The sequence below is a fragment of the Nocardia sp. XZ_19_369 genome (assembly GCF_015355715.1).
GTDB lineage: Bacteria > Actinomycetota > Actinomycetes > Mycobacteriales > Mycobacteriaceae > Nocardia.
The window spans coordinates 386,681-408,000 of the sequence record NZ_JACVED010000006.1 but is presented as its reverse complement, the minus strand read 5'-3'; the positions used below and the strand labels follow the sequence as shown (position 1 = coordinate 408,000).

Annotated in this window: 18 protein-coding genes; 11 read left to right on the top strand and 7 right to left on the bottom strand. The window is 67.0% G+C overall.

What is annotated here, in order from left to right; genetic code table 11:
* The first annotated feature begins 6 nt into the window (after positions 1–6).
* Entirely contained in the window at positions 7–1,419 is a 1,413-nt protein-coding gene (locus IBX18_RS24035; protein WP_194835794.1) for a class I adenylate-forming enzyme family protein, read from the top strand.
* Position 1,420: 1 nt separating this feature from the next.
* Complete coding sequence (locus IBX18_RS24030; protein WP_194835793.1) at positions 1,421–1,648, top strand: acyl carrier protein; 228 nt, start codon at positions 1,421–1,423, stop codon at positions 1,646–1,648.
* Here the strand turns inward: IBX18_RS24030 and IBX18_RS24025 are convergent.
* The 7 genes from IBX18_RS24025 to IBX18_RS23995 form a co-directional block, all read right to left on the bottom strand.
* The gene (locus tag IBX18_RS24025) at positions 1,630–2,430 is read right to left on the bottom strand and encodes an SDR family NAD(P)-dependent oxidoreductase (RefSeq protein ID WP_194835792.1); all 801 of its coding nucleotides are present in this window, start codon (positions 2,428–2,430) and stop codon (positions 1,630–1,632) included. The genes IBX18_RS24030 and IBX18_RS24025 overlap by 19 nt on opposite strands.
* A 52-nt stretch (positions 2,431–2,482) precedes the next feature.
* Positions 2,483–3,874, bottom strand: a complete 1,392-nt coding sequence (locus IBX18_RS24020) for an aldehyde dehydrogenase family protein (RefSeq protein ID WP_194835791.1) — start codon at positions 3,872–3,874, stop codon at positions 2,483–2,485.
* A complete protein-coding gene (gene aepY, locus IBX18_RS24015) occupies positions 3,864–5,036 on the bottom strand; it encodes a phosphonopyruvate decarboxylase (protein ID WP_194835790.1) in 1,173 nt (390 codons plus the stop codon). Before aepY ends, IBX18_RS24020 begins: the two co-directional genes overlap by 11 nt.
* Positions 5,033–5,905, bottom strand: a complete 873-nt coding sequence (locus IBX18_RS24010) for an isocitrate lyase/phosphoenolpyruvate mutase family protein (RefSeq protein WP_306796379.1) — start codon at positions 5,903–5,905, stop codon at positions 5,033–5,035. The genes aepY and IBX18_RS24010 overlap by 4 nt, the downstream gene beginning before the upstream one ends.
* 71 nt (positions 5,906–5,976) lie before the next feature.
* Positions 5,977–6,987, bottom strand: coding sequence for a C-terminal binding protein (locus IBX18_RS24005; RefSeq protein WP_194835789.1), 1,011 nt, complete (start codon positions 6,985–6,987; stop codon positions 5,977–5,979).
* 18 nt (positions 6,988–7,005) lie between these two features.
* Positions 7,006–8,316 (bottom strand): histidine kinase, encoded by a 1,311-nt coding sequence (locus IBX18_RS24000; protein WP_194835788.1) that lies wholly within the window; start codon positions 8,314–8,316, stop codon positions 7,006–7,008.
* The gene (locus IBX18_RS23995; protein ID WP_194835787.1) at positions 8,306–9,505 is read right to left on the bottom strand and encodes a phosphonoacetaldehyde reductase; all 1,200 of its coding nucleotides are present in this window, start codon (positions 9,503–9,505) and stop codon (positions 8,306–8,308) included. The genes IBX18_RS24000 and IBX18_RS23995 overlap by 11 nt, the downstream gene beginning before the upstream one ends.
* Positions 9,506–9,746: 241 nt before the next feature.
* Here IBX18_RS23995 and IBX18_RS23990 point away from each other — a divergent pair, with 241 nt between their 5' ends.
* The 9 genes from IBX18_RS23990 to IBX18_RS23950 all read left to right on the top strand — a co-directional run bounded on the left by IBX18_RS23990 (position 9,747) and on the right by IBX18_RS23950 (position 21,320).
* Positions 9,747–10,571 (top strand): class I SAM-dependent methyltransferase, encoded by an 825-nt coding sequence (locus tag IBX18_RS23990; RefSeq protein ID WP_194835786.1) that lies wholly within the window; start codon positions 9,747–9,749, stop codon positions 10,569–10,571.
* Positions 10,572–10,626: 55 nt separating this feature from the next.
* Positions 10,627–11,832 carry a M20 family metallopeptidase gene (locus IBX18_RS23985; protein WP_194835785.1) on the top strand — a complete coding sequence of 402 codons (1,206 nt, stop codon included), beginning with the start codon at positions 10,627–10,629 and terminating at the stop codon, positions 11,830–11,832.
* Positions 11,829–13,214, top strand: a complete 1,386-nt coding sequence (locus IBX18_RS23980; RefSeq protein WP_194835784.1) for a condensation domain-containing protein — start codon at positions 11,829–11,831, stop codon at positions 13,212–13,214. The genes IBX18_RS23985 and IBX18_RS23980 overlap by 4 nt, the downstream gene beginning before the upstream one ends.
* Positions 13,214–14,290 (top strand): SDR family oxidoreductase, encoded by a 1,077-nt coding sequence (locus IBX18_RS23975; protein ID WP_194835783.1) that lies wholly within the window; start codon positions 13,214–13,216, stop codon positions 14,288–14,290. Before IBX18_RS23980 ends, IBX18_RS23975 begins: the two co-directional genes overlap by 1 nt.
* A 741-nt stretch (positions 14,291–15,031) precedes the next feature.
* Positions 15,032–17,287 (top strand): bifunctional SulP family inorganic anion transporter/carbonic anhydrase, encoded by a 2,256-nt coding sequence (locus IBX18_RS23970; protein WP_194835782.1) that lies wholly within the window; start codon positions 15,032–15,034, stop codon positions 17,285–17,287.
* Positions 17,288–17,378: 91 nt separating this feature from the next.
* Positions 17,379–17,804: a TIGR02611 family protein gene (locus tag IBX18_RS23965; protein WP_306796378.1), complete on the top strand. Its 426-nt coding sequence runs from the start codon at positions 17,379–17,381 to the stop codon at positions 17,802–17,804.
* Positions 17,801–18,415 carry a (2Fe-2S)-binding protein gene (locus tag IBX18_RS23960; protein WP_306796377.1) on the top strand — a complete coding sequence of 205 codons (615 nt, stop codon included), beginning with the start codon at positions 17,801–17,803 and terminating at the stop codon, positions 18,413–18,415. Before IBX18_RS23965 ends, IBX18_RS23960 begins: the two co-directional genes overlap by 4 nt.
* A 263-nt stretch (positions 18,416–18,678) precedes the next feature.
* Positions 18,679–20,730 carry a threonine--tRNA ligase gene (gene thrS, locus IBX18_RS23955; protein ID WP_194835779.1) on the top strand — a complete coding sequence of 684 codons (2,052 nt, stop codon included), beginning with the start codon at positions 18,679–18,681 and terminating at the stop codon, positions 20,728–20,730.
* Complete coding sequence (locus IBX18_RS23950; RefSeq protein ID WP_194835778.1) at positions 20,727–21,320, top strand: HIT domain-containing protein; 594 nt, start codon at positions 20,727–20,729, stop codon at positions 21,318–21,320. The genes thrS and IBX18_RS23950 overlap by 4 nt, the downstream gene beginning before the upstream one ends.

Here is a 21,320-nt window from a genome sequence, read left to right as displayed (position 1 = left end):
GCAGCCATGACCGGCAAGGTCTCGATCTGCGAGCTCATCGCGAAAACAGCGGCGGACCGGCCACACGAGTGCGCCGTCAAGGTTCGCGGCTTCAGCGCCAGCGAGCAGATCAGCTGGCGTGAACTCGTGTCGAAAGCACACGAGCAAGGAGAGGTGTTCAGACAGAACGGTTTACGTGCTGGCGATGTAGCCGCTGTCGCACTGCCGCCCGGGATCGGTCACGTTGTAGCGACTCTGGCGCTGTGGGAAGTCGGCGCCGCCGTGCTCCCGGTGGACCACCGATGGTCGGACACCATGAAGTCGAACATCGTCGACAGATATCCACGAGGCTGGGTGGTCGAGGACAGCGGCTTGGTCTCCTATCACCGAAGAACAAGCCGAGGCTTGGCAGACGGTCTACCGAGATCGATATCGCTCTCCGGCGGAACAACCGGCGACCCGAAGCTCGTCATCAGAAACCGCCCATGGGCATACGACGAAAAGGGCCCGCTCAGCAGCAAAGAACGCGAGCGGGGCATGGCATACGGCCAAACCCAGATCATCGGACTCCCGCTCTACCACGCGGGTTTCGGCGCTCTGTACCACGGCCTCGCGCTGGGGCACCGCATCATCATCCCGGGCAATGCTTCCCCGAAGCTGTTCCTGGAGCTGCTCGAATCCGAAGGGGTGGAGATCGTAAGGACCGTGCCCGCCCAGATGGCCACGCTCATCCAAGCGAGCGGTCTGGACAGCCGCTGGTTCTCCTCGCTGCGCCTGGTCGTGCACACCGCGGCGAGATGCCCGGAGACGGTGAAACACCGGTGGCTGGAGCTGATCGACCCGACCAAGGTGTACGAGGAGTACGGCAGCGTCGAACGGATCGGCGTCCTCAGCATCCGCGGCGACGAGTGGCTCGAACATCCCGGGTCCGTCGGGCGTCCGATCCACTGCTCGGTCCGCATCTTGGACGAGTTCCATCGGGAAGTCCCCGCCGGGACAACCGGCGAACTGTTCATGACCGACGAGAACGCCGAACAGCCCAGATACCTCGGCACCGGGCCGAAACTAGCCGAAGTAGATGGACATTTCAGCGTCGGCGATCTCGCGTGGATGGACGACAACGGCTACGTGACGCTGGTGGGCCGCAAGGACGACGCCATCAACGTCGGTGGCATCAAGGTCTTCCCGCGCGACATCGAGCGGGTCCTGGAACGCCACAAAGAAGTACGCGACGTCCGCGTCCGCGCCATGCCCGATCCTGATCTCGGCGAGGTCGTCCATGCCGAGGTCAGCCTGCACGGCGGCGACCCAACTCAGATCTCGGCCGAGCTGTTGCGTAACTGCCACGACGAACTGACCAGAGCCCAAACACCGCGAGCGATCGAGATCGTGGACGATGTGCGCAGGACAGCATCGGGCAAGCTGCGCCGAAAGGACTGACGTGGAACGAATCTGGTCCGTCGTCGACCGAGTGTGCGGCACCGGCTACACCGAACCGACCGCGAACTTCTACGAACTCGGCGGCGACTCACTCCTGGCCGGCGAGCTGATGTCCGCGCTCCGTGCGGAATTCGGCGTCGCGGTCCCGATGAATCTCCTGTTCGAGGCACCCGACATGGGCACCTTCGTCGAGGACGCGCTGGGGCTGACTCAACGCGGCGGCTCGTAGCGACCGTCCACGGCGGTCCAGCCACCATCGACACACAGCATCGAGCCGGTGACGAAGCTGGCCGCGTCGGACGCCAAAAACGCTACCGCGCCAGCGATTTCACTGGGCTGCGCCCACCGGCCCAGCGCGCTCTTGGACGCATACGCCTGCTGCCACTCCGGCACCGCGAAGATCGGATCGGTCAGCGGCGTCCGCACCACCCCGGGCGCGACCGCGTTCACCCGCACTCCGGCCGGACCGAATTCCGCAGCGGCCCCACGGATCAGCTGCACCAGCGCCGCCTTCGACGCCGCGTAAACGGCCTGCCCCGGTTCCACGGTGAGTGCCCGGATCGATGACATACCCACGATCGAGCCACCCCCTCGGGCGACCATGCCCTTCCCGAACGCCCGAATCATGTGGAAGGCGGCGCGCAGGTTCAGGTCGAGGACGGCGTCGAATTCCTCTGTCGCATAGTCGAATAGTCGCTTACGGACATTCCGCCCCGTGGTGAAGACGAACACGTCCAGCTCGGCCAGCTCACCGGCTGCTGCCTCGACGGCAGCCGCATCCCTCGCATCCAACTGAAGAGCCGTGGCAGGATGACCGGCCGAGGTCGCGGTTTCCTCCGCCCGTGCGAGATCGAGATCCGCACACACCACCTCCGCGCCGAGGGCCGCGAGAGCGAGCGCGGATTCACGACCGATACCGCTACCCGCGCCGACGACGAGGGCACGTTTCCCGTCGAGTCGAAACAGTGATCGATAGTCGACTGGAACAGTGGCTTCGGGCTCCGCGGTCATCGGTTTCGTCCTAACTTGTTCATCACAAACGGTCGCCGTGCGCGGCGAGGGGTTACAGCGGGTAGGGCAGCGTGACCGTCTTGACGGTGCTCATCTCCCGAATCGAATAGGACAGCCCTTCACGCCCGAGCCCGCTGGACTTCACGCCGCCGAAGGGAATGTGTGGCGAGTCGAAATGCGGTCCGGCATTGAGGTTTACGGCACCGACCCGCAGTGCGGCGGCGATCTCGGAGAACTCGGCCACGTCGGAGGTGACCACCCCCGCCTGCAACCCGTAGCGGGTCCCGTTGGCCACCTTGATCGCTTCCGCCGTGTCGGCCACCCGGATCACCGGCGCCACCGGGCCGAATGTCTCCTCGACCACCAACTCGGCGTCGGCGGGGACATGATCGAGGACAGCAGGCGTGATGAGCGATTCACGCCGATCGCCTCCGTACAGCAGCTTCGCGTTCGCGGCAACCGCGTCCGAGATGCGGCGTTCCACGAGGATCGCGGCTTCGGCACTGATGAGCGGCCCGACATCGGTCGTCGGATCGAGAGGATCCCCAGCCCGCTTACGGCGGGCCGCCTCGACCAGCCCGGCAACCAGCTCGTCGGCGATCGCACCCACAGCGATCACCCGCTTGATCCCGCGGCAGGATTGCCCGGCAGTGGCGAACGCACCTTGGCCCGCCAATTCCGAGGCCAGCCCGAGATCGGCATCGGGCAGGACGATCAAGGGATCATTGCCGCCCAACTCCAGCAGGAGCTTCTTGCCCGCGGCAACTCTGGCGACCTCCCGCCCGGTCCGCACCGAGCCGGTGAAGGTCACCATGTCGATGTCCGGATGACCGGCCAACGCCGGACCGATCATGCCCGGCTCGCCGGTGGTGACGACCAGATGCTCGGGCGGCAACCCGGCTTCCAGAAGGATCTCAGCGAAGGCCAGCGCGGTAAGTGGTGTCTGCTCCGAGGGTTTCAGCACGACCGCACACCCGGCGGCCACCGCGGGCGCCACCTTCACGACCACTTGATTGAGCGGCCGATTGAACGGCGTGATCGCCGCGACCACCCCGACAGGCTCGAAGATGGTGAGCGCCAATCGATCATGGCCGGGCACCGGGATACTTTCGCCGCGCAACCGCTCGGCCTCGGTCGCCGCGACGACGAGATTCGTTGCGGCACGCTCGGTTTCCTTGCGTGTCTCGGCAATGCACACGCCGGATTCCTGGGAGATGAGTTCGGCCAGGGCTCCGGACCTTTCGCGGACAAGCTGTGCTGCGGCACTCAGGACCGCCGCCCGCCGATCCGGTCGCAACGGTCGCCAAGCGGCCCGGAGTTCCCGCACCGCCTCGTCCATCTGGGCAACGCTGTCGCGCGCGACCAGGCCGACGTCCTCCCCGGTCCAGGGGTTACGCACGGTGCTCTGGTCGGTAGCGGGTTGCAGTGCGCCGTTACGAAACATGATCGTGCCTTTCGGGGATCTCACCGGATGCTGTCACGAAAGCCCTGAACCGCCTTGCTACTTCAGCCGGACCGACCGAGGGCCTGCCGAGATCCGCGATCGACCCGGGCCGAATCATCAAGTAGATGAACGTCGGTCCCGGCTCGACCTGGGCAACCTTGATGGCGTCGGTGAATTCGGCCAGGTCCGCGCAGTCGTACACGCGCGCATAGCCGCAGGCCCGCGCCACAGCGGGAAAATCGACCTGTGCCGCCAGACTCTGCTGCCCGCCCGTCGAATCGTGAACCCCGTTGTCCAGCAATACATGAACAAGGTTCGGACCGGCGTGCGCACCGACCGTTGCCAGCGTGCCCAGCCGCATGAGTGCCGCACCGTCGCCGTCGATCACCACCACCGGTCGGCGGGTATGCCGCGCTACGCCGAGCCCGACCGCGCTGGCCGACCCCATCGCGCCCACCAGGTAGAAGTGCTGTGGCCGGTCCGCGAGCGTGTAGAGCTCACGGCTGGTTTTACCGGTGGTGGACACGATGGCCGCCGTATCGGCGACAGATCCGATCAGGGACTCCAACGCCGCCATGCGGGTAGGGGCATCGCGAGCTTTGGGGGAGCCGACGACCGTCGGTACCACCGACGCAGCCAGCGGCGGCTCCGCGAGCTGCTGGTCAGCCAGCACACCGTTTCGCAGTACAAACGCGAAAGGCTGTTGCGCGCGGTTCATTTCAGCCCAACCGGTATCCAGGCAAGCATCGAGCTCGGCGGCATCGGACGGCAGCACCGCATGCCCAACCCGCATGAGCTCCAACAACCCGGGCGTTATCGCCCCCATCAGCTCGTGTTGCGGCTCGTCCGGACACCCCGGTTCCCCGCGCCAACTGATGAGCAACGGAACCGGAATACGGCTGGGATGGGTGAGCGACGTCAACGGGTTGACCATATTGCCGAGCCCCGAGTTCTGCGCCATCACACACGCTGTCGCACCCGCCAGCCAACACCCCGCAGCGATCGCGACCGCCTCACCCTCCTGCGTCACGGGCAGATACCCCGCGGCCACACCGGACGCCACCCTGTTGATGACCGGGGTCAGATAAGAGCACGGCACACCGGCGATATCGACCACGCCGCGGGCGATGAGCCCACCGAGCAGATCGTCGGCGTCGATCACGAATCCACCCATTTCTTGGCCAGTTCGGTGTAGTGCTCCTCATCGGTTTCCAGGTCCTGATAACCCATGAGTGCGAACAGTTCCCCCAGCGCGGCGATGGTCGGCTCCACGGCCGCCGCACCGTCGAGCCGCAACGACCGGCACACCTGCCGCATCGCGACCACCGTGGCGCGCATCGCCTGATTCGCCCAAATCACCGCCGCGATACCGAGTTCGGCGTACCTCTCCTGCGGTGTCTCGTGATAGGTGGTCGGCGCGATCACCAGCGGCAGCCGATTCCCCCATTCCGTGGTGAACTCGGCGATCTCATCGATGGTTCGCTGCCGCGAGTGAATGAAGATGGCGTCGGCCCCGGCCTCGCGATACGCCTCGGCCCGCCGGAGCGCCTCGGCCAATCCGGCACCGGCGATCAACGCCTCGGTGCGGGCCACCAGCACGAACTGGGGGTCGACCTTGTCCCGGCAGGCCGCGATCTTGGTGCACATGTCGCCGATCGGCGCCAGCGGATGGCTGTCACCGAAGTAGGAGTTCATCTTCGGAAAAACCTTGTCCTCCATGCAGATTCCCGCCGCCCCGATCTGCTCGGCCCGGGCCGCGACCCGGCGGGCGGTATTGAAATTGCCGTAGCCGGTGTCTGCGTCGACGAGCACGGGGACGGCACCGGACTCGACCACCCTGGCGGCGAGGGCCAGCAGTTCGCCCCAGGACACCTCGTCGCTGTCCCGAGCGCCGAGGACGGTCGACATACATAGCCCGGAAGCCCATATCCCGGCGAATCCGGCCTCGGCGGCGATGCGGGCGCTGAGGCCGTCGTGCGCTCCCATCAGGAAGGACGGCGCAGGGTCGGCGAGCAGCCTGCGCAACCGCACTCCGGCGGCACCCCCGGCCGATGATGCTGGGTGGAGGGGGAGGTTCTCTATCACGGGTACTGCCTCTCGGATCAGGTCACTCTGCCTTCGGCGGGCGGCGGCCCGCCGGCCAGAACGGTGGCGACTCCCTCGGCGATCCGGCGCCGGCAACTGCGCTCGGACTCCATCGAGAGAAACGCGCGGTGCGCGGACACGACCACGTCGTCGCGGGTCAGCAGCTTGCGCGCGGTCGGATCGTCGTTGGGATCCTCGGGGGTGAACACGTCCGAGGCGAAGCCGCCGAGCCGACCGGCCTCGAGGGTGTCGAGCACGGCGGCCGGGTCGACCAGCCGGCCTCGGGCGGTGTTGACGAGCAGCGCGCCCGGCCGGACCGCGGCCAGTGCGGGGGCATCGATGAGCCGGTCGGTCTCGCCGGTCAGCGCCGCGTGGATCACCACAGCGTCTGCGCTGCTGAACAATTCGGCTAGGTCGGTGGCGGCGGTGACGCCGTAACCTGCCATCAGGTCGGCCGAGACGTACGGGTCGTAGGCGATGACTTTCTGGTAGAACGCCTGTAGTTTTCGCGCGGTCGCCCGGCCGATGCGGCCGAATCCGATGATGCCCGCGGTACACGTCGACACCCGGCGCGGCACCCCGCCCGCGTGGATGCTCCACTGGCTGTTCTTGACGAGGCGATCCTGCGTACAGACCTTGCGTTCCAGCGCGAGCAGCAGGGCGAGGGTGTGGGTGCTGACCTCGTCGACGCAGTAGTCGGGCACGTTGAACGAAACGATGCCGGTGCCGGCGAGCAGTGCGGCGTTCAGGTTATCGATACCAACACCGCTGCGAGCGATCACCCGGCAGGTCGGCCCGACCGCTTCCAGCAGCTCCGGGGTCACCTGGCAGCGATAGATCACCAGGGCGTCGGCACCACGCACATGGTCGTGAAAAGCCGTTCCCTGCAACAGGTATCGACTGTCGAACAGTCCGAGTCGCAGGTCGATCTCACTGCCGAAGGCCGCGCGTTCGATATCGGCCCTGGCGAGATCCGGCTGTCCCAGGTCGTTCAGCGCCCAGGCGGGATCGGTATAGACGACGCGCAAACTTCTCTCCCGTGCTGCTCAAGAGTCGTAACCCCAGCCGCGGTTGTCGCGGCGGCCACGCCGCAAGGTGGACACCGCGGCGTAGGTATTGGTCAGTTCGTACAAATCGAGGTAGCCGAGATGTCGTCCGGAACCGAGCTTGAGCACCGCGCCGTCACCGGACCAGTGGTGCGTGACGAACGGCGCGACCCAGGCAGAGGCGTCGGCGCTCAGGTCCGCGTGTTCCTCGCGCCCATCGGCATCGGTCCAATGCAGGGTGGGTGAGCCGGCGGTCACCAGATAGTGGGACTCGGCCGGTTCGCTCAGATTTGCACCGTGCCCGGACACGAGCATGAAGAGTCCGGTGAGATCAGGCAGGTGTGGGGCAGAGGCGGTCGAGGTGACCTGGTAGCCCTTGAAAGCCCTTGTCTCCCTGCGGCATTCTTCGATGTCTTTGAAGGTTTTACCCACAGCGTCGTGCCTGGTCGCGGGCCGGATCAGTAGCCGGTAGTCGAAGCCGAGCGTCGTCCCCAGCGCACGCAGCAGCTCGATACCGCCCTCGTCGAGCGCCGCGAGGAGATCCGCTTCGCCTGCGCCGAGGAGGGCCGCGGCCGACTCGAGGGTGTGCCCGCGTCGATCCAGCAGCAGGGTGGCGACCTGTTGCGGGGCCGGGCCTTCTTCGAGCCAGCCGAACATCGCGTGCGCGGCGGGGTCCGACCAGTCGTTGACGTCTTCCATCAACCCGGCGAGCGAGGACTGACCGGTATACGACACGATGCGGGCCGGGGCGGCGCCGGCCAGTGAGTAGGTGTGCGGGCAGTACGACGGTTCGACGTAGGAGTCGCCGACGATCCAATTGTCCGCTCCGGCATTGGATCTGATCACCTGCCAGGTCGCCTCGGTGTGCTCCTCGCCCCAGCGGCCGTGGATATCGCCGGGACCGAGATTGATGGTGATAGCCGGCTCCAGGTGTCCATTGTTCAAGGCGGGCAGCCGATCTGCGGGACACAGGATGTCGAGAATGACCGGCGCGACCGCGCCTTGCGGTGCCGCCATTGTGTAGTAGTTGTAGAAGTGGATGCCGTCGCGCTGAATGGGGCGCCGGGTGTCGTGCAGCTCCTGCGCGGTGCGGACCAGCACGGTCAGCCCGGACCGTCCGCTGGCGGCGAACTGCTCCGGAGTGATCTGGAGCGCGCGAGCTACGGCGGCGGCGAGCTCGTCGGGCCACTCCTCGCTCGACATCAATTTCTCGAGCTGTTCGTGGTCCAGGCCGACGGCGTCCGCGGTCTGGCCGGTCGTCATCTTCCTGGTGTTCAGCCAGTGCATGACCTTGTAATTGTCAACGCGCATAGTCTCTCTCCGCGGTCCCGGCCAACAGATGAGTCAGGGCTGCCACATCCACGCGGCGGGGATTGTTGCCCGCGCGGTCGTAAGCGAGTGCTTCGGTGGCGATTCGAGGTGCGTCGTGGCGGATGTCCGGGGGCGCGGGCAGTGCGGGTGATCGCGCGAGCTGGTCGATCTTGCGGGCCAACGACTCGACGGTGCTTTCGCCTGCCGCCTGCACCACCATGGTGATGGCGCCGCGCACCCGCTGGGCCCCGCGCGGGTCGGTGCAGTCGTCGCCGACGAGGGCGTTGTACCGCAGCACCGATGCCAGCGTGAGTCCGCATGCATGGCCGTGACTGAGTCCGTGGCGCAGCGTCAGGGGGTACGACATCGCATGGCAGACAGTGGTTCCGGCGATGGCGATGGCCCGTCCGGCGAGGTGACCGGCGAGTAGCGCGGCGTGGCGTTCGGCCGAGCCCAGGCCGTGGTGCGGCCGGTCCAGTAACTCCGCCAACAGGTTCCACGCGGTGGCACCGAGCCATTCGGACTGCTCGTCGGCGCGGATCGACCACGCACCCTCCAAGCCCTGCGCGAGGGTGTCCAACAGGCAACTGACGAAGTAGGACTCGGGCAGCCCGGCGATCAGATCCGGGTCCAGAATCGCCGTCACCGGTCGCAGGGCAGCGCCGCGCAGGGAGAGCTTTCGGCTCTGTTCTCGATGCCAGATCGTGGCGAACGGTGTGGCTTCGGCGCCGGTTCCCGGCGTGGTGGGCAGGGCGATGATCGGCGGAACGTCTTCGGCGCCTGCCTCTTCCGCGCAGGCGCGCACCACCAGCTCGGGCGTGGGATCGGCGCTGATCGACAGCGCCGCAGCGGCTTTGCCCGCATCCATGACGCTGCCGCCGCCTACCGCGAGCACCACGTCGGCGCGATGGGCGCGCACCTCGCGAGCCAGCAGTGCGACGGATTCGGGCGTCGGCAGGCCCGAGTGTGTCACGACGTGCAGGGGAAACGACCGCAGCGCTGCGAGCAGCGGTTCGGAACAGCTACGTAGCGCGAAGCCGCCGCCCGTTATCAGCAACACGCGGGGGGTCTGCGCTGTACCTGCCGCAGCGGCAACGACTTCGGTGGCGACCTCGGCAGCGCGCATGCCGACGATCGTGCGAGGCGAGTTCAGCAGCAAGGTGCTGTCTCGAACATCGGCGGCATCCATCAACCACCTGCCTCCATCGGAAAAACACCAGCCGGCAACTACCGCAGGGCACCTCGGAACGGACGCCGGCAGCACGTCGGACACCGCCCGTGGACCGGCGAATGCCCGCCACGGACAAGCTGTCCCCTCGGTGTCCCCCCGGTGCTCGGACAGGGTTTTTTGCGTGAATACAAGGTACCGTAGGCCCGGTGAATATCGGCGAATATCACATTCGCCGTCCCGCCGGTTCCCTGGGAGTCGCATGAACATCGACGGCGCCGAAGTGCGACAGACGACCGATGGCTACCGCGCACAGGTTTCTCGAAACCAATTGAGGTTCGCGACAATTGCGGAGTCCTACGCCGGCGGACAGGCGCGTCGCCTCGACGTCGAACTGCTCGCCGAGATGATCCGCCCGCTGGAGTTCGAGCGGGCACTCGACGTGGCCACGGGCACTGCGGCCGCCGCGGCGGTGGCCGCGAAAGTCGGTGTGCGCCCGAAGATCATCGGGGTCGACTCGTCCGCGGAGATGCTGGCACAGGCCCGCGCCAACGGCGAGGTGGACTCGGTGCAGCTGGTCGTCGCACTGGTCGAGGAACTGCCGTTCGCGGACGGCACTTTCGATCTCGTCATGTGCACGCGGGCACTACATCACGTGCGGCGCCCGGAGATCGTCGTCGCCGAAATGGCACGCGTGGTGCGGCCCGGCGGTCACGTCATCGTCGCGGACAACGTCACCGGGCTCTCCGGCGCGGCCCACGAACAGTTCGAGCGGATACAGCGGGTACGCGACCCGGGACACGCGACGACGCAGACCGAGCAACAGCTCCTGGACCTGCTGCGGGACAACTCCTTGGCCGTGGTCGAAGGGCACCGGACCACCAGTTTCCGGCCACTGGACGAGTGGCTGCACGACGGCGGCGCGGGCCCGGCGGAGTCGGCCGAGATACGGCGACAGTTGTTGCCGCTCGGGCACATCGACGCCGACGGCACCTTCGGAACGAGCGTCGTCCTGCGGGAAGGCGAGGTCGCCGGACTACAGCAGGCGATGTCGTGGATCAAGGCGCAGCGAAGCGACGCGATCTAGCACGGGGACACCGACCTCGTCGTAGCATGAACAGACTTGACGCCTGGGGGTCCCCGTGGACATCACTTCGCTTGATGCCGGAATCAATGAGCCAGAACTCATCGAGTTCACGCAGCACCTCGTGCGCACGCACGCTCTGGAAGAGGTGGGCCGCGGCGAGCGCGCGGTAGCGCAGTTCCTGCTCGCGAAGCTCCGGGAATGGGACTGGGCGGTAGAGCTTTTCGACGCGGGCGGCCGACCCAACATCGTGGTGACGTTGACCGGCGGCGGCGGGCCGGGGCCGACCCTGGCCTTCGAAGGTCATATGGACGTGGTGACCGAAGGCGATCCCGACCAGTGGACCGTCGATCCGTTCGGCGGCGAGATCCGTGACGGGAAGCTTTACGGACGTGGCTCCGCCGACATGAAATCTGGTGTCGCGGCAATGCTGTACGGGGCACGGGCATTACAGCTGTCCGGCCCGTTCCCCGGCCGGGTCCGGCTACTGCTGCTGGCCGACGAAGAGGGCATGATGACGGGGGCCAAAGCGGCGGTGGCCCAGGGCTTCGTCCAGGACGTCGACGGCGTGATCTGCTGTGAGCCCGAAGGCGACGAGGTGTGCCCGACGTCGAAGGGCGCGATCCGGCTCCGGGTGGACTTCACGGGCGTGATGAGCCACGGCGCGATGCCGTGGCAGGGCCGCAACACGTTACCCGCGATCGCCAGGGTGATGCTGGGCCTGGAAGAGCTGGAAGAGCGGCTGATCGAGGAAGTCGGCAGCCGGACCTCGCTCGGGTCGCCGTCCATCACGCCGACGGTGATCCAGGCAGGCACCGCGGATCAGATGAACACGATCCCCGGCACGAGTTCGCTGTTCCTGGACGTGCGCACCGTCGCCGGGGTGGACCACGAGACGCTGCTGAAGCGGATCGGCGAGTGCGTCGACACCGCGGCCCGCGAACGCGGAATCGGATCGTCGGTCACCGTGATCGACGATCGGCCGTGGGTCGAAACCGGCTCGGACACACCACTTGTCACCGCGCTGGTCGACGCGCACGAGGTCGTCAACGGCGTCCGCCCCGTCCTCGGCGCGGTACCGGGGACCACCGACGGCACCATCCTGACCCACTACGGCAATGTTCCGAGCGTGGTGTACGGGCCTGGTGGAAAATGGATCGCGCACATGGTCGACGAGTACGTCGAGGTCAACGACCTGAAACGGTACGCGCTGACGTATGCGGTTGCGGCACATCGCTTCCTGCATGAAGGCTCGCGCACGTGAGCCTGCCGGGCGAGACCAGGTTGCCCTTGACGCCGGGGCAGCACCTGCTCGACTTCCTGGAATCGATCCGGCCCGGCGGCGCGGCGGAAGCGTTCAATATCTCCTTCCGGCTCACTATCGACGGGGCGCTCGACCGCAGCCGACTGTTCGACGCCATCGCCAGGAGCATCGAACGACATGCGGCGCTGCGTACCGCCGTGGTCCGCGGCCGCGGGATGTCCGAGCAGGTCATCGGTTCCGGCAGCGAACCCGAAACCACCGTGCTGGCTGCAGCATTGGGGAACTGGGACGCGCCGGGCATCGAAGAGGCGCTGGTCGAGCACAACAACGCACCCTTCGACCTCACCCGTCCGCCGTTGGTCCGCGTGCTGCTGTTGGAAGACGAGCAGGCGCAGCGGCGGCTGCTCCAGGTGACGGTGCATCACAGCGCAGCCGACGCATGGTCGCTGGAGGTGCTGAAACGCGATGTCGGACAGTACTACCGCGCGGCGGGCGGACTGGCGGCCGAGCCTGAGCCGCTAGAGGTGGACTACGGGCAGATCGTCCTGGATGAGCTCGCCGCACTGGAGTCGCCGGAGGCGGCGCAGGCCCGCGACTTCTGGCCGGAATACCTTGGTTCCCTTGATGTTCTGCAGATATCCGGCAAGGACGCGGGGGAGGGAGCCCTGACCAGCCGGGGCGACCACGGCCTGGCACCCGCGGAAACCGCTGCGGTGCGCGGCTTGGCGGGCAAGCTGCGGGCGACGCCGTTCATGGTGATCGCCGCGGCTTACGGCTTCGTCCTGGGGCACCTCGGCGGCAGCGACGCCTACCTCATGCCGACCTTCAGTCACGGTCGCCGCGATCCGCGGTTCCATCAGTCGGTGGCCATGCTCTTCAATCCCTTCGTGATCAAGTTCCAGTGGTCACCGGAGCTGTCGTTCGCGGAACTCGTCGCGTCGTTCAAGCAGAACTGCCTGCTGGCCTACCGATTTCAGTGGTATCCCTTCATCGAGGTACTCGAAGTGTGTCCGGAGCTGTCCGTTTCACTGATCGACCCGAACAGCGGCCTGTTCCCGGTGCAGATGCTCAATGTGCCGAAGACCCCGGCGGGTGCGGCCCTGTTCGGACCCGACTGTGCCGCAGCGGATTACGCCCTGCACCGGACATCGGTGGGCAACGTGCTGCCGATCGACGGCCTGCTCACGATCAAGGGAACACAGGAGACACTGGCCATGACGTTCAACGCGGCCCGGCGATTGTGGGACGACGAATTGGCGTCCGCCATGTGCGCGACCGTCACCGAGGTCTGTCTCGAGGCGGCGCGGCATCCCGATGTCGAGCTCCGCCAACTGACCGGCACCGTCGACCGTCGCTTCCACAGCACCCTGTGGAGCGTCTGATGGTTCCGTCGAAAGTGGCCGTCGTGGACGGCGCGAACGGGTACGTGGCCAGCAACACGATCTGCGAACTGCTCAAACGCGGCGTCCGGGTGAAAGCCCTTGCCCGCGGGGCCCGGACCCGCGTCTTCGAGGCGCTCGAGTCGGCGAGCATCATCGACGGGGACACTCGACCCGACGTCAGCGACCTCGAGACCTTCGACTGCGAGCTGACCCAGGAGAACCTGGGCATCGACGATTTCGTCGCCGCGACGCTCTTCTCGGAGCCCTGCGACTTCTGGCATTTCGCTGCGGCCGTTGACCTCTCGCCCAATCGCCCGGCGCTACTCCAAGATGTGAACACCAAGGGTACGGAGCGGGCGCTGCGCCTGTTCACCGAATACAGCCGCCCCGGCTCGCGCTTCTTCCTGATCAGCACCGCCTACGTCGGCGGCGTATCGGACACGCCCACCGAGGAGACCTGGCAGCCCGTCACCGGCGACACCCAGTTCCGGACGGTGTACGAGGCGACCAAATGTGCTGGGGAACTGGTCTTTCGGGATTTCCTGCGAGAGCACGGCGTCGAGGGTGCCGTCTTCCGGCTCGGCCAGGTGGTCGGTTCCGCCAAGACCGCGCACACCACCTCGGATTTCGGCATCTACAACTTCATGTCGAACATGCGGCGGGTAGTCAGACGCTTCCCGGGCGGCGACGCGGCCGTGCAGGTCGCCGACGGCGCGACCCTCAACCTGGTCCCCATCGATACGTGCGTGGAGTGGCTGCTGGGCCTGGCCGAGGCCGACAACCTGCCGCAGATCGTCAACCTGACCGACCGGGTCGGTGTCTCGGCCGCGGAAACGCTCACCCTCATCGGCGCCGGCCTCGGCATGACACTGCATGCGGTGCGCCCGGAAGAGTGGGAACAGCGCAACCTCACCGCGCTCGACCGCGCGGTAGCTACCCGCATGGCCTACACCGGAAAGTACTTGCTGGAACGCATCGAATTCGACCGTCGCAACCTGGAATCGGTGCTGCACGTCCCCGACGAGGTCTGCGATCTGCCACTGGTCGAACGACTGGTCACCTGGTACCTGAAGTAGTACCAGGCACTGTCCTCGCTGGTAGCGGGCGATTCGTGGGTGTCGAAACCGCTCGTGCCGGGTTGCGTTTTGTAGTGACCTGAATCACAATTTGATGACGGTTGTGCCGATTCCACCTGAAAGCTTTCCAAAAGCTTTGCGAAGTCTTTACTATTAGCTGGACCTTCGCGTTACCGGGTCGCCGCCCTCGGGCGGTTGAGCTGTGCCGACCTTCGATGCCAGTACATGTTCCACCGATGAACCGGGACGGATACCGCCCGGCGAAGGAGAAATATGTTCACCGACACCGATCTCGCACTACGGATGCCGTCGCGTGTGGGGAAGGGCAGTGCGCCGATGGCGGACGCGATGTCGGACGCGCTCGGGCTCGGGCACGCCGGGCGTTGCCGCCACGGCCCCGGTGCGCGCGGCGACCGTGGACGGGATCACGGAAGCCGACGATGAGGTCCGCTGTGTTGCCGCAGCGCCGGTGCAATCCCAGAGACGGCCCCGTCGACGCCTCTGCGCGCATGTGAGGCAGGCCATAACGCGGTGAGCGCGGAGTTTACGCGCAGTTAGCCCCGTTCTCAGGCTTTGCTTAGTCTTTACTCATAGCCTTGCATCGGTTTACATCTCGACCCATTGGCGCGTCGAGACCTGCTTCACCGCGAGATGCCGGTTCGCGGTCGTGTGCCCCCTGCTGGACATGTTGATCGTCAACCGACCCCGGACTTCGCGCCGGGTTCGGCGAAGGAGAAAGTCATGGCTGTCGAGAACGATTTGGCCCCACCGATTACCCCGCCGGTCCCAGCGGACTCGGGTCCTGGTCCCGGACCCCTGTCCGAACGCCTGCAATCAATCCTCCGACACGATGTGCCCGCTTCCATCGTGGTTTTCCTCGTCGCGTTGCCGCTGTCCCTCGGCATCGCGGTCGCCTCCGGCGCGCCTGTCGCCGCCGGTCTCATCGCCGCTGTGGTCGGCGGTATCGTCGTCGGCCTGATGGGCGGCTCCGTTCTTCAGGTGAGTGGCCCGGCCGCCGGCCTCACCGTCGTGGTGGCCGAGTCCATCAACCAATTCGGTTGGAAAACAACCTGTTTCATCGCCGCTGCCGCAGGTGTGCTGCAAATTCTGTTCGGGCTGAGCAGGATCGCGCGTGGCGCGCTCGCCGTCGCACCGGTGGTGGTGCACGCGATGCTGGCCGGTATCGGCATCACCATCGCGCTGCAACAGGTCCACGTGCTGCTCGGCGGTTCGTCGCACAGCTCGGCGTGGAAGAACATCACCCAGCTGCCCGATCAGCTGATGTCGCTGCACGGCGGCGACGCGTTCATCGGCGCCGTGGTGATCGCCATCATGCTCGGCTGGAAATACGCGCCCGCCCGGCTCCGCCTCGTCCCCGGCCCGCTGGTCGCGGTGTTCGCGGCCACCGTGCTGGCCATGGTGCTGCCGACCGGCGCCGAGCGAATCGTATTGAACGGCTCGCTGTTCGACGCGATCGGGCTGCCCGAGCTGCCGCGCGGTGACTGGTCCGCCGTGGTGCTGATGGTGCTCACCATCGCCTTGATCGCCAGCGTGGAAAGCCTGCTGTCCGCGGTCGCGGTGGACAAGATGCACTCGGGTCAGCGCACCAACTTCGATCGTGAGCTCATCGGTCAGGGCTCGGCCAACGTGCTCTCCGGCCTGCTCGGCGGCCTGCCGGTCACCGGCGTGATCGTGCGCAGCGCGACCAACGTGCAGGCGGGCGCGCGCAGCCGGGCCTCGGCGGTGCTGCACGGCTGCTGGATTCTGCTGTTCTCGGTGGCGTTGGCCGCTGTGGTGCAACAGATTCCGAAGGCCGCGCTGGCCGGCCTGTTGATCGTGATCGGCATGCAGCTGGTCAAGATCGCGCACATTCGACTGGCCCGGCGCACCGGCGACCTGCTCGTGTACGTCGTCACCGTGGTGTCGGTGGTGTTCCTCAATCTGCTGGAGGGCGTGCTGATCGGCTTGGCACTGGCCTTCGGTCTGCTGCTGTGGCGGGTGGTGCGCGTCGCCATCCACGCCAGGCAGATTCCGGGTTCGCAGCGGTGGATGGTCACCATCGACGGCTCCTGCACCTTCCTCGCGCTACCGAAGCTGTCCGCGGAATTCGCGAAGGTACCCGCCGACGCCGACGTCACCGTCGAGCTGACCGTCGACTTCCTCGACCACGCCGCCTTCGACGCCATCGAGGACTGGGTGCGCCAGCAGGAAAGCAACGGCGGCAGTGTCGATTTCGTGGAAATCGGCAACGCCAGGATGGCGCACGCGACGGCCGGGCCGCCCTCGCGCAGCTTCGGGCGCGCGGTATGGACCGACATCCTCGGCCCCTGGCGGCGCAACGAGCACGCCGACCCGATCGCGGCCGGTGTCGCCGCGTACCACCGCAGCCACGCGCACGTCGTGCGCCCGCACCTGGACGAGCTGCGCGACAGCCAGGATCCGGATTCGTTCTTCCTCACCTGCGCGGACTCGCGGATCGTGCCGAACATGATCACCAACAGTGGGCCGGGTGACCTGTTCACCGTGCGCAATGTGGGCAACCTGGTGCCCGCCGTCGGCGACCCGTCGGTGGACGCCGCGCTGGCCTTCGCGTTGGAAGAGCTGAACGTCCGCTCCATCGTGGTCTGCGGCCACTCCTCGTGCGGCGCCATGAAGGCCCTGCACTCCGGGGCACAGGCGGGGCCGGAAATCGATAAGTGGCTCGCGCACGCCCGCCCGAGCCTGGATCGGATCCGGCGCGGGCACCCGGTGGCGATCGCCGCGGCGCGGGCCGGCTTCGGCGAGGTGGACCAGCTGAGCATGGTGAACGTGGCGGTGCAGCTGGAGAACCTGCAACGGCATCCCGCGGTGCGCGCGGCCGTCGCCGAGCGCGGCGTGACGGTGTCGGGTCTGTTCTTCGATATCGCCAGCGCGCGCGTCATCGAGATCACCGAGAACGGGCTGGCCCACATCGACGACGAGGTGGGTCATCGGGTGACGACGCCCGAGCTCGTCTGAGTCAGGACCACCGAGCCCGCTCGAACCACTCGGTTCGGGCGGGCTCGTTCGCGCCATGGACCCGGCCGGGGGTTCTCGTACGCTGGGAGAGGTGACCGCCGAGTTGGAAACAGAATCGACGCAGACGGGTTGGCGCGCCTTCCGTGCCCGTGTTGCCGCGCGACCTACGCTGAACCTCGCCTATCGGATCGGGGTCGCGTTGGTCGGCACCGCGGTGCTCGCCGTCGGAATCGTCACGATTCCCTACCCCGGACCCGGCTGGGCGATCGTGTTCGCCGGACTCGGCATCCTCGCCACCGAATTCGCCTGGGCACAACGGGCTCTCGGCTGGCTGCGGGACAAGTACCGGCAGGGTATGGCGTGGTACTCCGCACGGGGTGCCGCCATGCGGGTGTTCGCGGCGACCACTACTTTCGCATTGGTTGTCGCGACACTGTGGGCATTGGGCACGTTCGGGATGGTCGGCAGCTGGATCGGAGTCGAGTCGCAATGGTTACGCAGTCCCCTGAAGTGGTGAACACCGTCCCTGGCCGGACGCTGACGCAGCCGGATTGGCTGGCGGCCCGGATCACGGAGATGGGGCACTCCTGGGGCACGACCTCGCCGCGGATCGCGGGCACGCTGTGGTGGTGCATGGTCGCCTCCGCGCTGGTCGAACAGATTGCCCGCGCATACGCACAGGGAGAACAGGCCGCCGAGCCGCTGTTGGACCGTTTCGACTGCGAGGTCCGCCCGGACGGCGGCGTGGAACGCATCCACATCCTCGCCGGGCCCGACGAACCCGCCGAGCCGGGCACAGCGCTGCGGGAAACCCTTGCCGCCGTGATCACCCCGGTCGCCGAGGTCTCCGGCGCGGGCATCCCGGCCCTCTGGGCGATCGTCGCCGACGCCGTCGGCAACCGGGCCCTCGACGCGGGCTCCCCGGCCGCAGGCACCCGCCTGGCCACCGAAATCGGCGGCAAACTCCCCATCCCGCGCTTCGTCGACCTCGGCGGCCGCACCTTCGTCAAACGCATCTCTTGCTGCCTCGTCTTCGAAGTCCCCAACTGCGAGATGTGCACCAGTTGCCCCAAACGCCCCGCCGCCGAACGCGAGTCCCTCCTAAAACAACTGGCCGCAGACAACTGACGCTGGTTTGCTGAAACGCCAACCGATCTCGCAAGAACATGGGTAACTCCCCGGGCACGGGCTGACCCATCCACCACCACACCGCCGGTCGCCAACGCGACGCCTCACGCACCTCGATCTGGCCTGAATACCCGGAGAGGCGGACGAGCGTGCACAGGGGTGGGGGGTTGCCGATAGCATGGTCGCGCTGGGGCACGTGGTGTCCCGGCATTGAACCGCGGGGATTTGCCCCGCACCCGAGAAACTCCAAGGAGAGCACTGCCGTGACCACCTCAGCCCGCACCACCCCTGCCCCCCGCGTCCGGGTGCCGGCGGGGACGACGGCGGGTGCCGCGGTGCGCGAGGCTGGTCTGCCGACCAAGGGACCGGACACCATCGTCGTCGTGCGCGACGCCGAGGGCCTCAAGGACCTGTCCTGGACCCCGGACACCGACGTCGAGGTGGAGGCGGTCGCCGCCGACACCGAGGACGGCCGCAGTGTCATCCGGCATTCCGCCGCGCACGTGCTCGCGCAGGCGGTGCAGCAGGAGTTCCCAGAGGCCAAGCTCGGCATCGGCCCGCCGATCAAGGACGGCTTCTACTACGACTTCCAGGTCGACCGGCCGTTCACCCCGGAGGATCTGGCGAAGCTGGAATCCCGGATGAAGAAGATCGTCAAAGGCGCGCAGCGGTTTTCGCGGCGCGTGGTCGAGGTCGAGGACGCCCGGGTGGAACTGGCCAAGGAGCCGTTCAAGCTGGAGCTGATCAGCGACAAGTCCGGCATCGACGATCCCGAGGTGATGGAGGTCGGCGGCAAAGAGCTGACCATCTACGACAACCTGGATCCGCGCACCGGCGAGCGCCTCTGGGGCGATCTCTGTCGCGGCCCGCACATCCCCACCACCAAGTTCATCCCGGCCTTCAAGCTCACCCGCAGCTCGGCCGCCTACTGGCGGGGCGATCAGGACCGCGAGGATCTGCAGCGCGTCTACGGCACCGCCTGGGAGTCACAGGAGGCGCTCGACGAGTACCTGCACCTGCTGGCCGAGGCCGAACGCCGCGACCACCGCAAGCTCGGTCTGGAACTCGACCTGTTCAGTTTTCCCGACGAGCTCGGTTCCGGCCTGCCAGTCTTCCACCCCAAGGGCGGCATCATCCGCAAGGAGATGGAGGAGTTCTCGCGGCGCCAGCATGTGGCGGCGGGCTACGAGTTCGTCAACACCCCGCACATCACCAAGGGGCACCTGTTCGAGGTCTCCGGTCACCTGGACTGGTACCGCGACGGCATGTTCCCGGCGATGCACCTGGACGCGGAGCTGAACGAGGACGGCACCGTCCGCAAGCCGGGCCAGGACTACTACGTCAAGCCGATGAACTGCCCGATGCACAACCTGATCTTCCGGGCGCGTGGCCGGTCGTATCGGGAACTGCCGTTGCGGCTCTTCGAGTTCGGCTCGGTGTACCGGTACGAGAAGTCCGGCGTGGTGCACGGCCTGACCCGGGTGCGCGGCATGACCCAGGACGACGCGCACATCTACTGCACCAAAGAGCAGATGCACGCTGAACTCACCAGCACCCTGCAGTTCGTGCTCGGCCTGCTGAAGGACTACGGCCTCGACGACTTCTACCTGGAGCTCTCCACCAAGGACCCGAAGAAGTTCGTCGGCTCCGACGAGATCTGGGAGGAGGCCACCGAGACCCTGTCCAAGGTGGCCTCGGCCTCCGGGCTGGAGCTGGTGCCCGATCCGGGCGGCGCCGCCTTCTACGGTCCGAAGATCTCCGTGCAGACCAAGGACGCGCTGGGCCGCACCTGGCAGATGTCGACCATCCAGCTCGACTTCAACCTGCCGGAACGGTTCAACCTGGAGTACACCGCCTCCGACGGCACCAAGCAGCGTCCGGTGATGATCCACCGCGCGCTGTTCGGCTCGATCGAACGGTTCTTCGGCGTGCTCACCGAGCACTATGCCGGCGCGTTCCCCGCGTGGCTGTCGCCGGTGCAGGTCGTCGGCATCCCGGTCGCGGAAGCCTTTGCGCCGCACCTTGATCGGGTGATCGAGCGGCTGCAGGACGCGGGCATCCGGGCCCAGGTGGACCGCAGCGACGACCGGATGCAGAAGAAGATCTTCAACAACACCGCCCAGAAGGTGCCGTTCATGCTGCTCGCCGGCGAGCGCGACGTCGCGGCCGACGCGGTGAGCTTCCGGTTCCGCGACGGAACTCAGGTGAACGGGGTGCCGGTCGCCGACGCGGTTGCCACCATTGTGGAATGGATTGCGAACCGGGAGAACACTTCTCCGACCGCGGCGGGTTTCGAGATCAAGGGTGCGGGATGACCGAGCGCACGACCCCGGACGGGTTCACCGAGCTGAACGACGCCACGGCGCAGGACAGCATCGTGGACCGCGGCGCGGGCGAACCGGACCGGTTACAGCGGTTGTGGACGCCGTACCGGATGTCCTACATCGCCGAGGCCGCGGCCACCGACCCCGCCTCGACCGGGCACCCGTTCACCGACATTCCGAAGATGTCCGATGAGGACGGCCTGGTCATCGCGCGCGGCGAGCTGGTGTACGCGGTGCTCAACCTGTACCCGTACAACCCGGGCCACCTGATGGTGGTGCCGTACCGCAAGGTGGCCAACCTCGAAGACCTCACCCTGGCCGAGGGCACCGAGCTGATGGCGTTCACCCAGCAGGCCATCCGGGTGATGAAGCGGGTATCGCGGCCGCACGGGTTCAACGTCGGCCTGAATCTCGGTGGCGTGGCCGGTGGTTCGCTGGCCGACCACCTGCACCAGCACATCGTCCCGCGCTGGGGCGGCGACGCGAACTTCATCACCGTGGTCGGCGGGGCCAAGGTGATGCCGCAGCTGCTCCGGGAGACGAGGGCGCTGCTGTCGGCAGCCTGGAAGGAAGTCGACTAG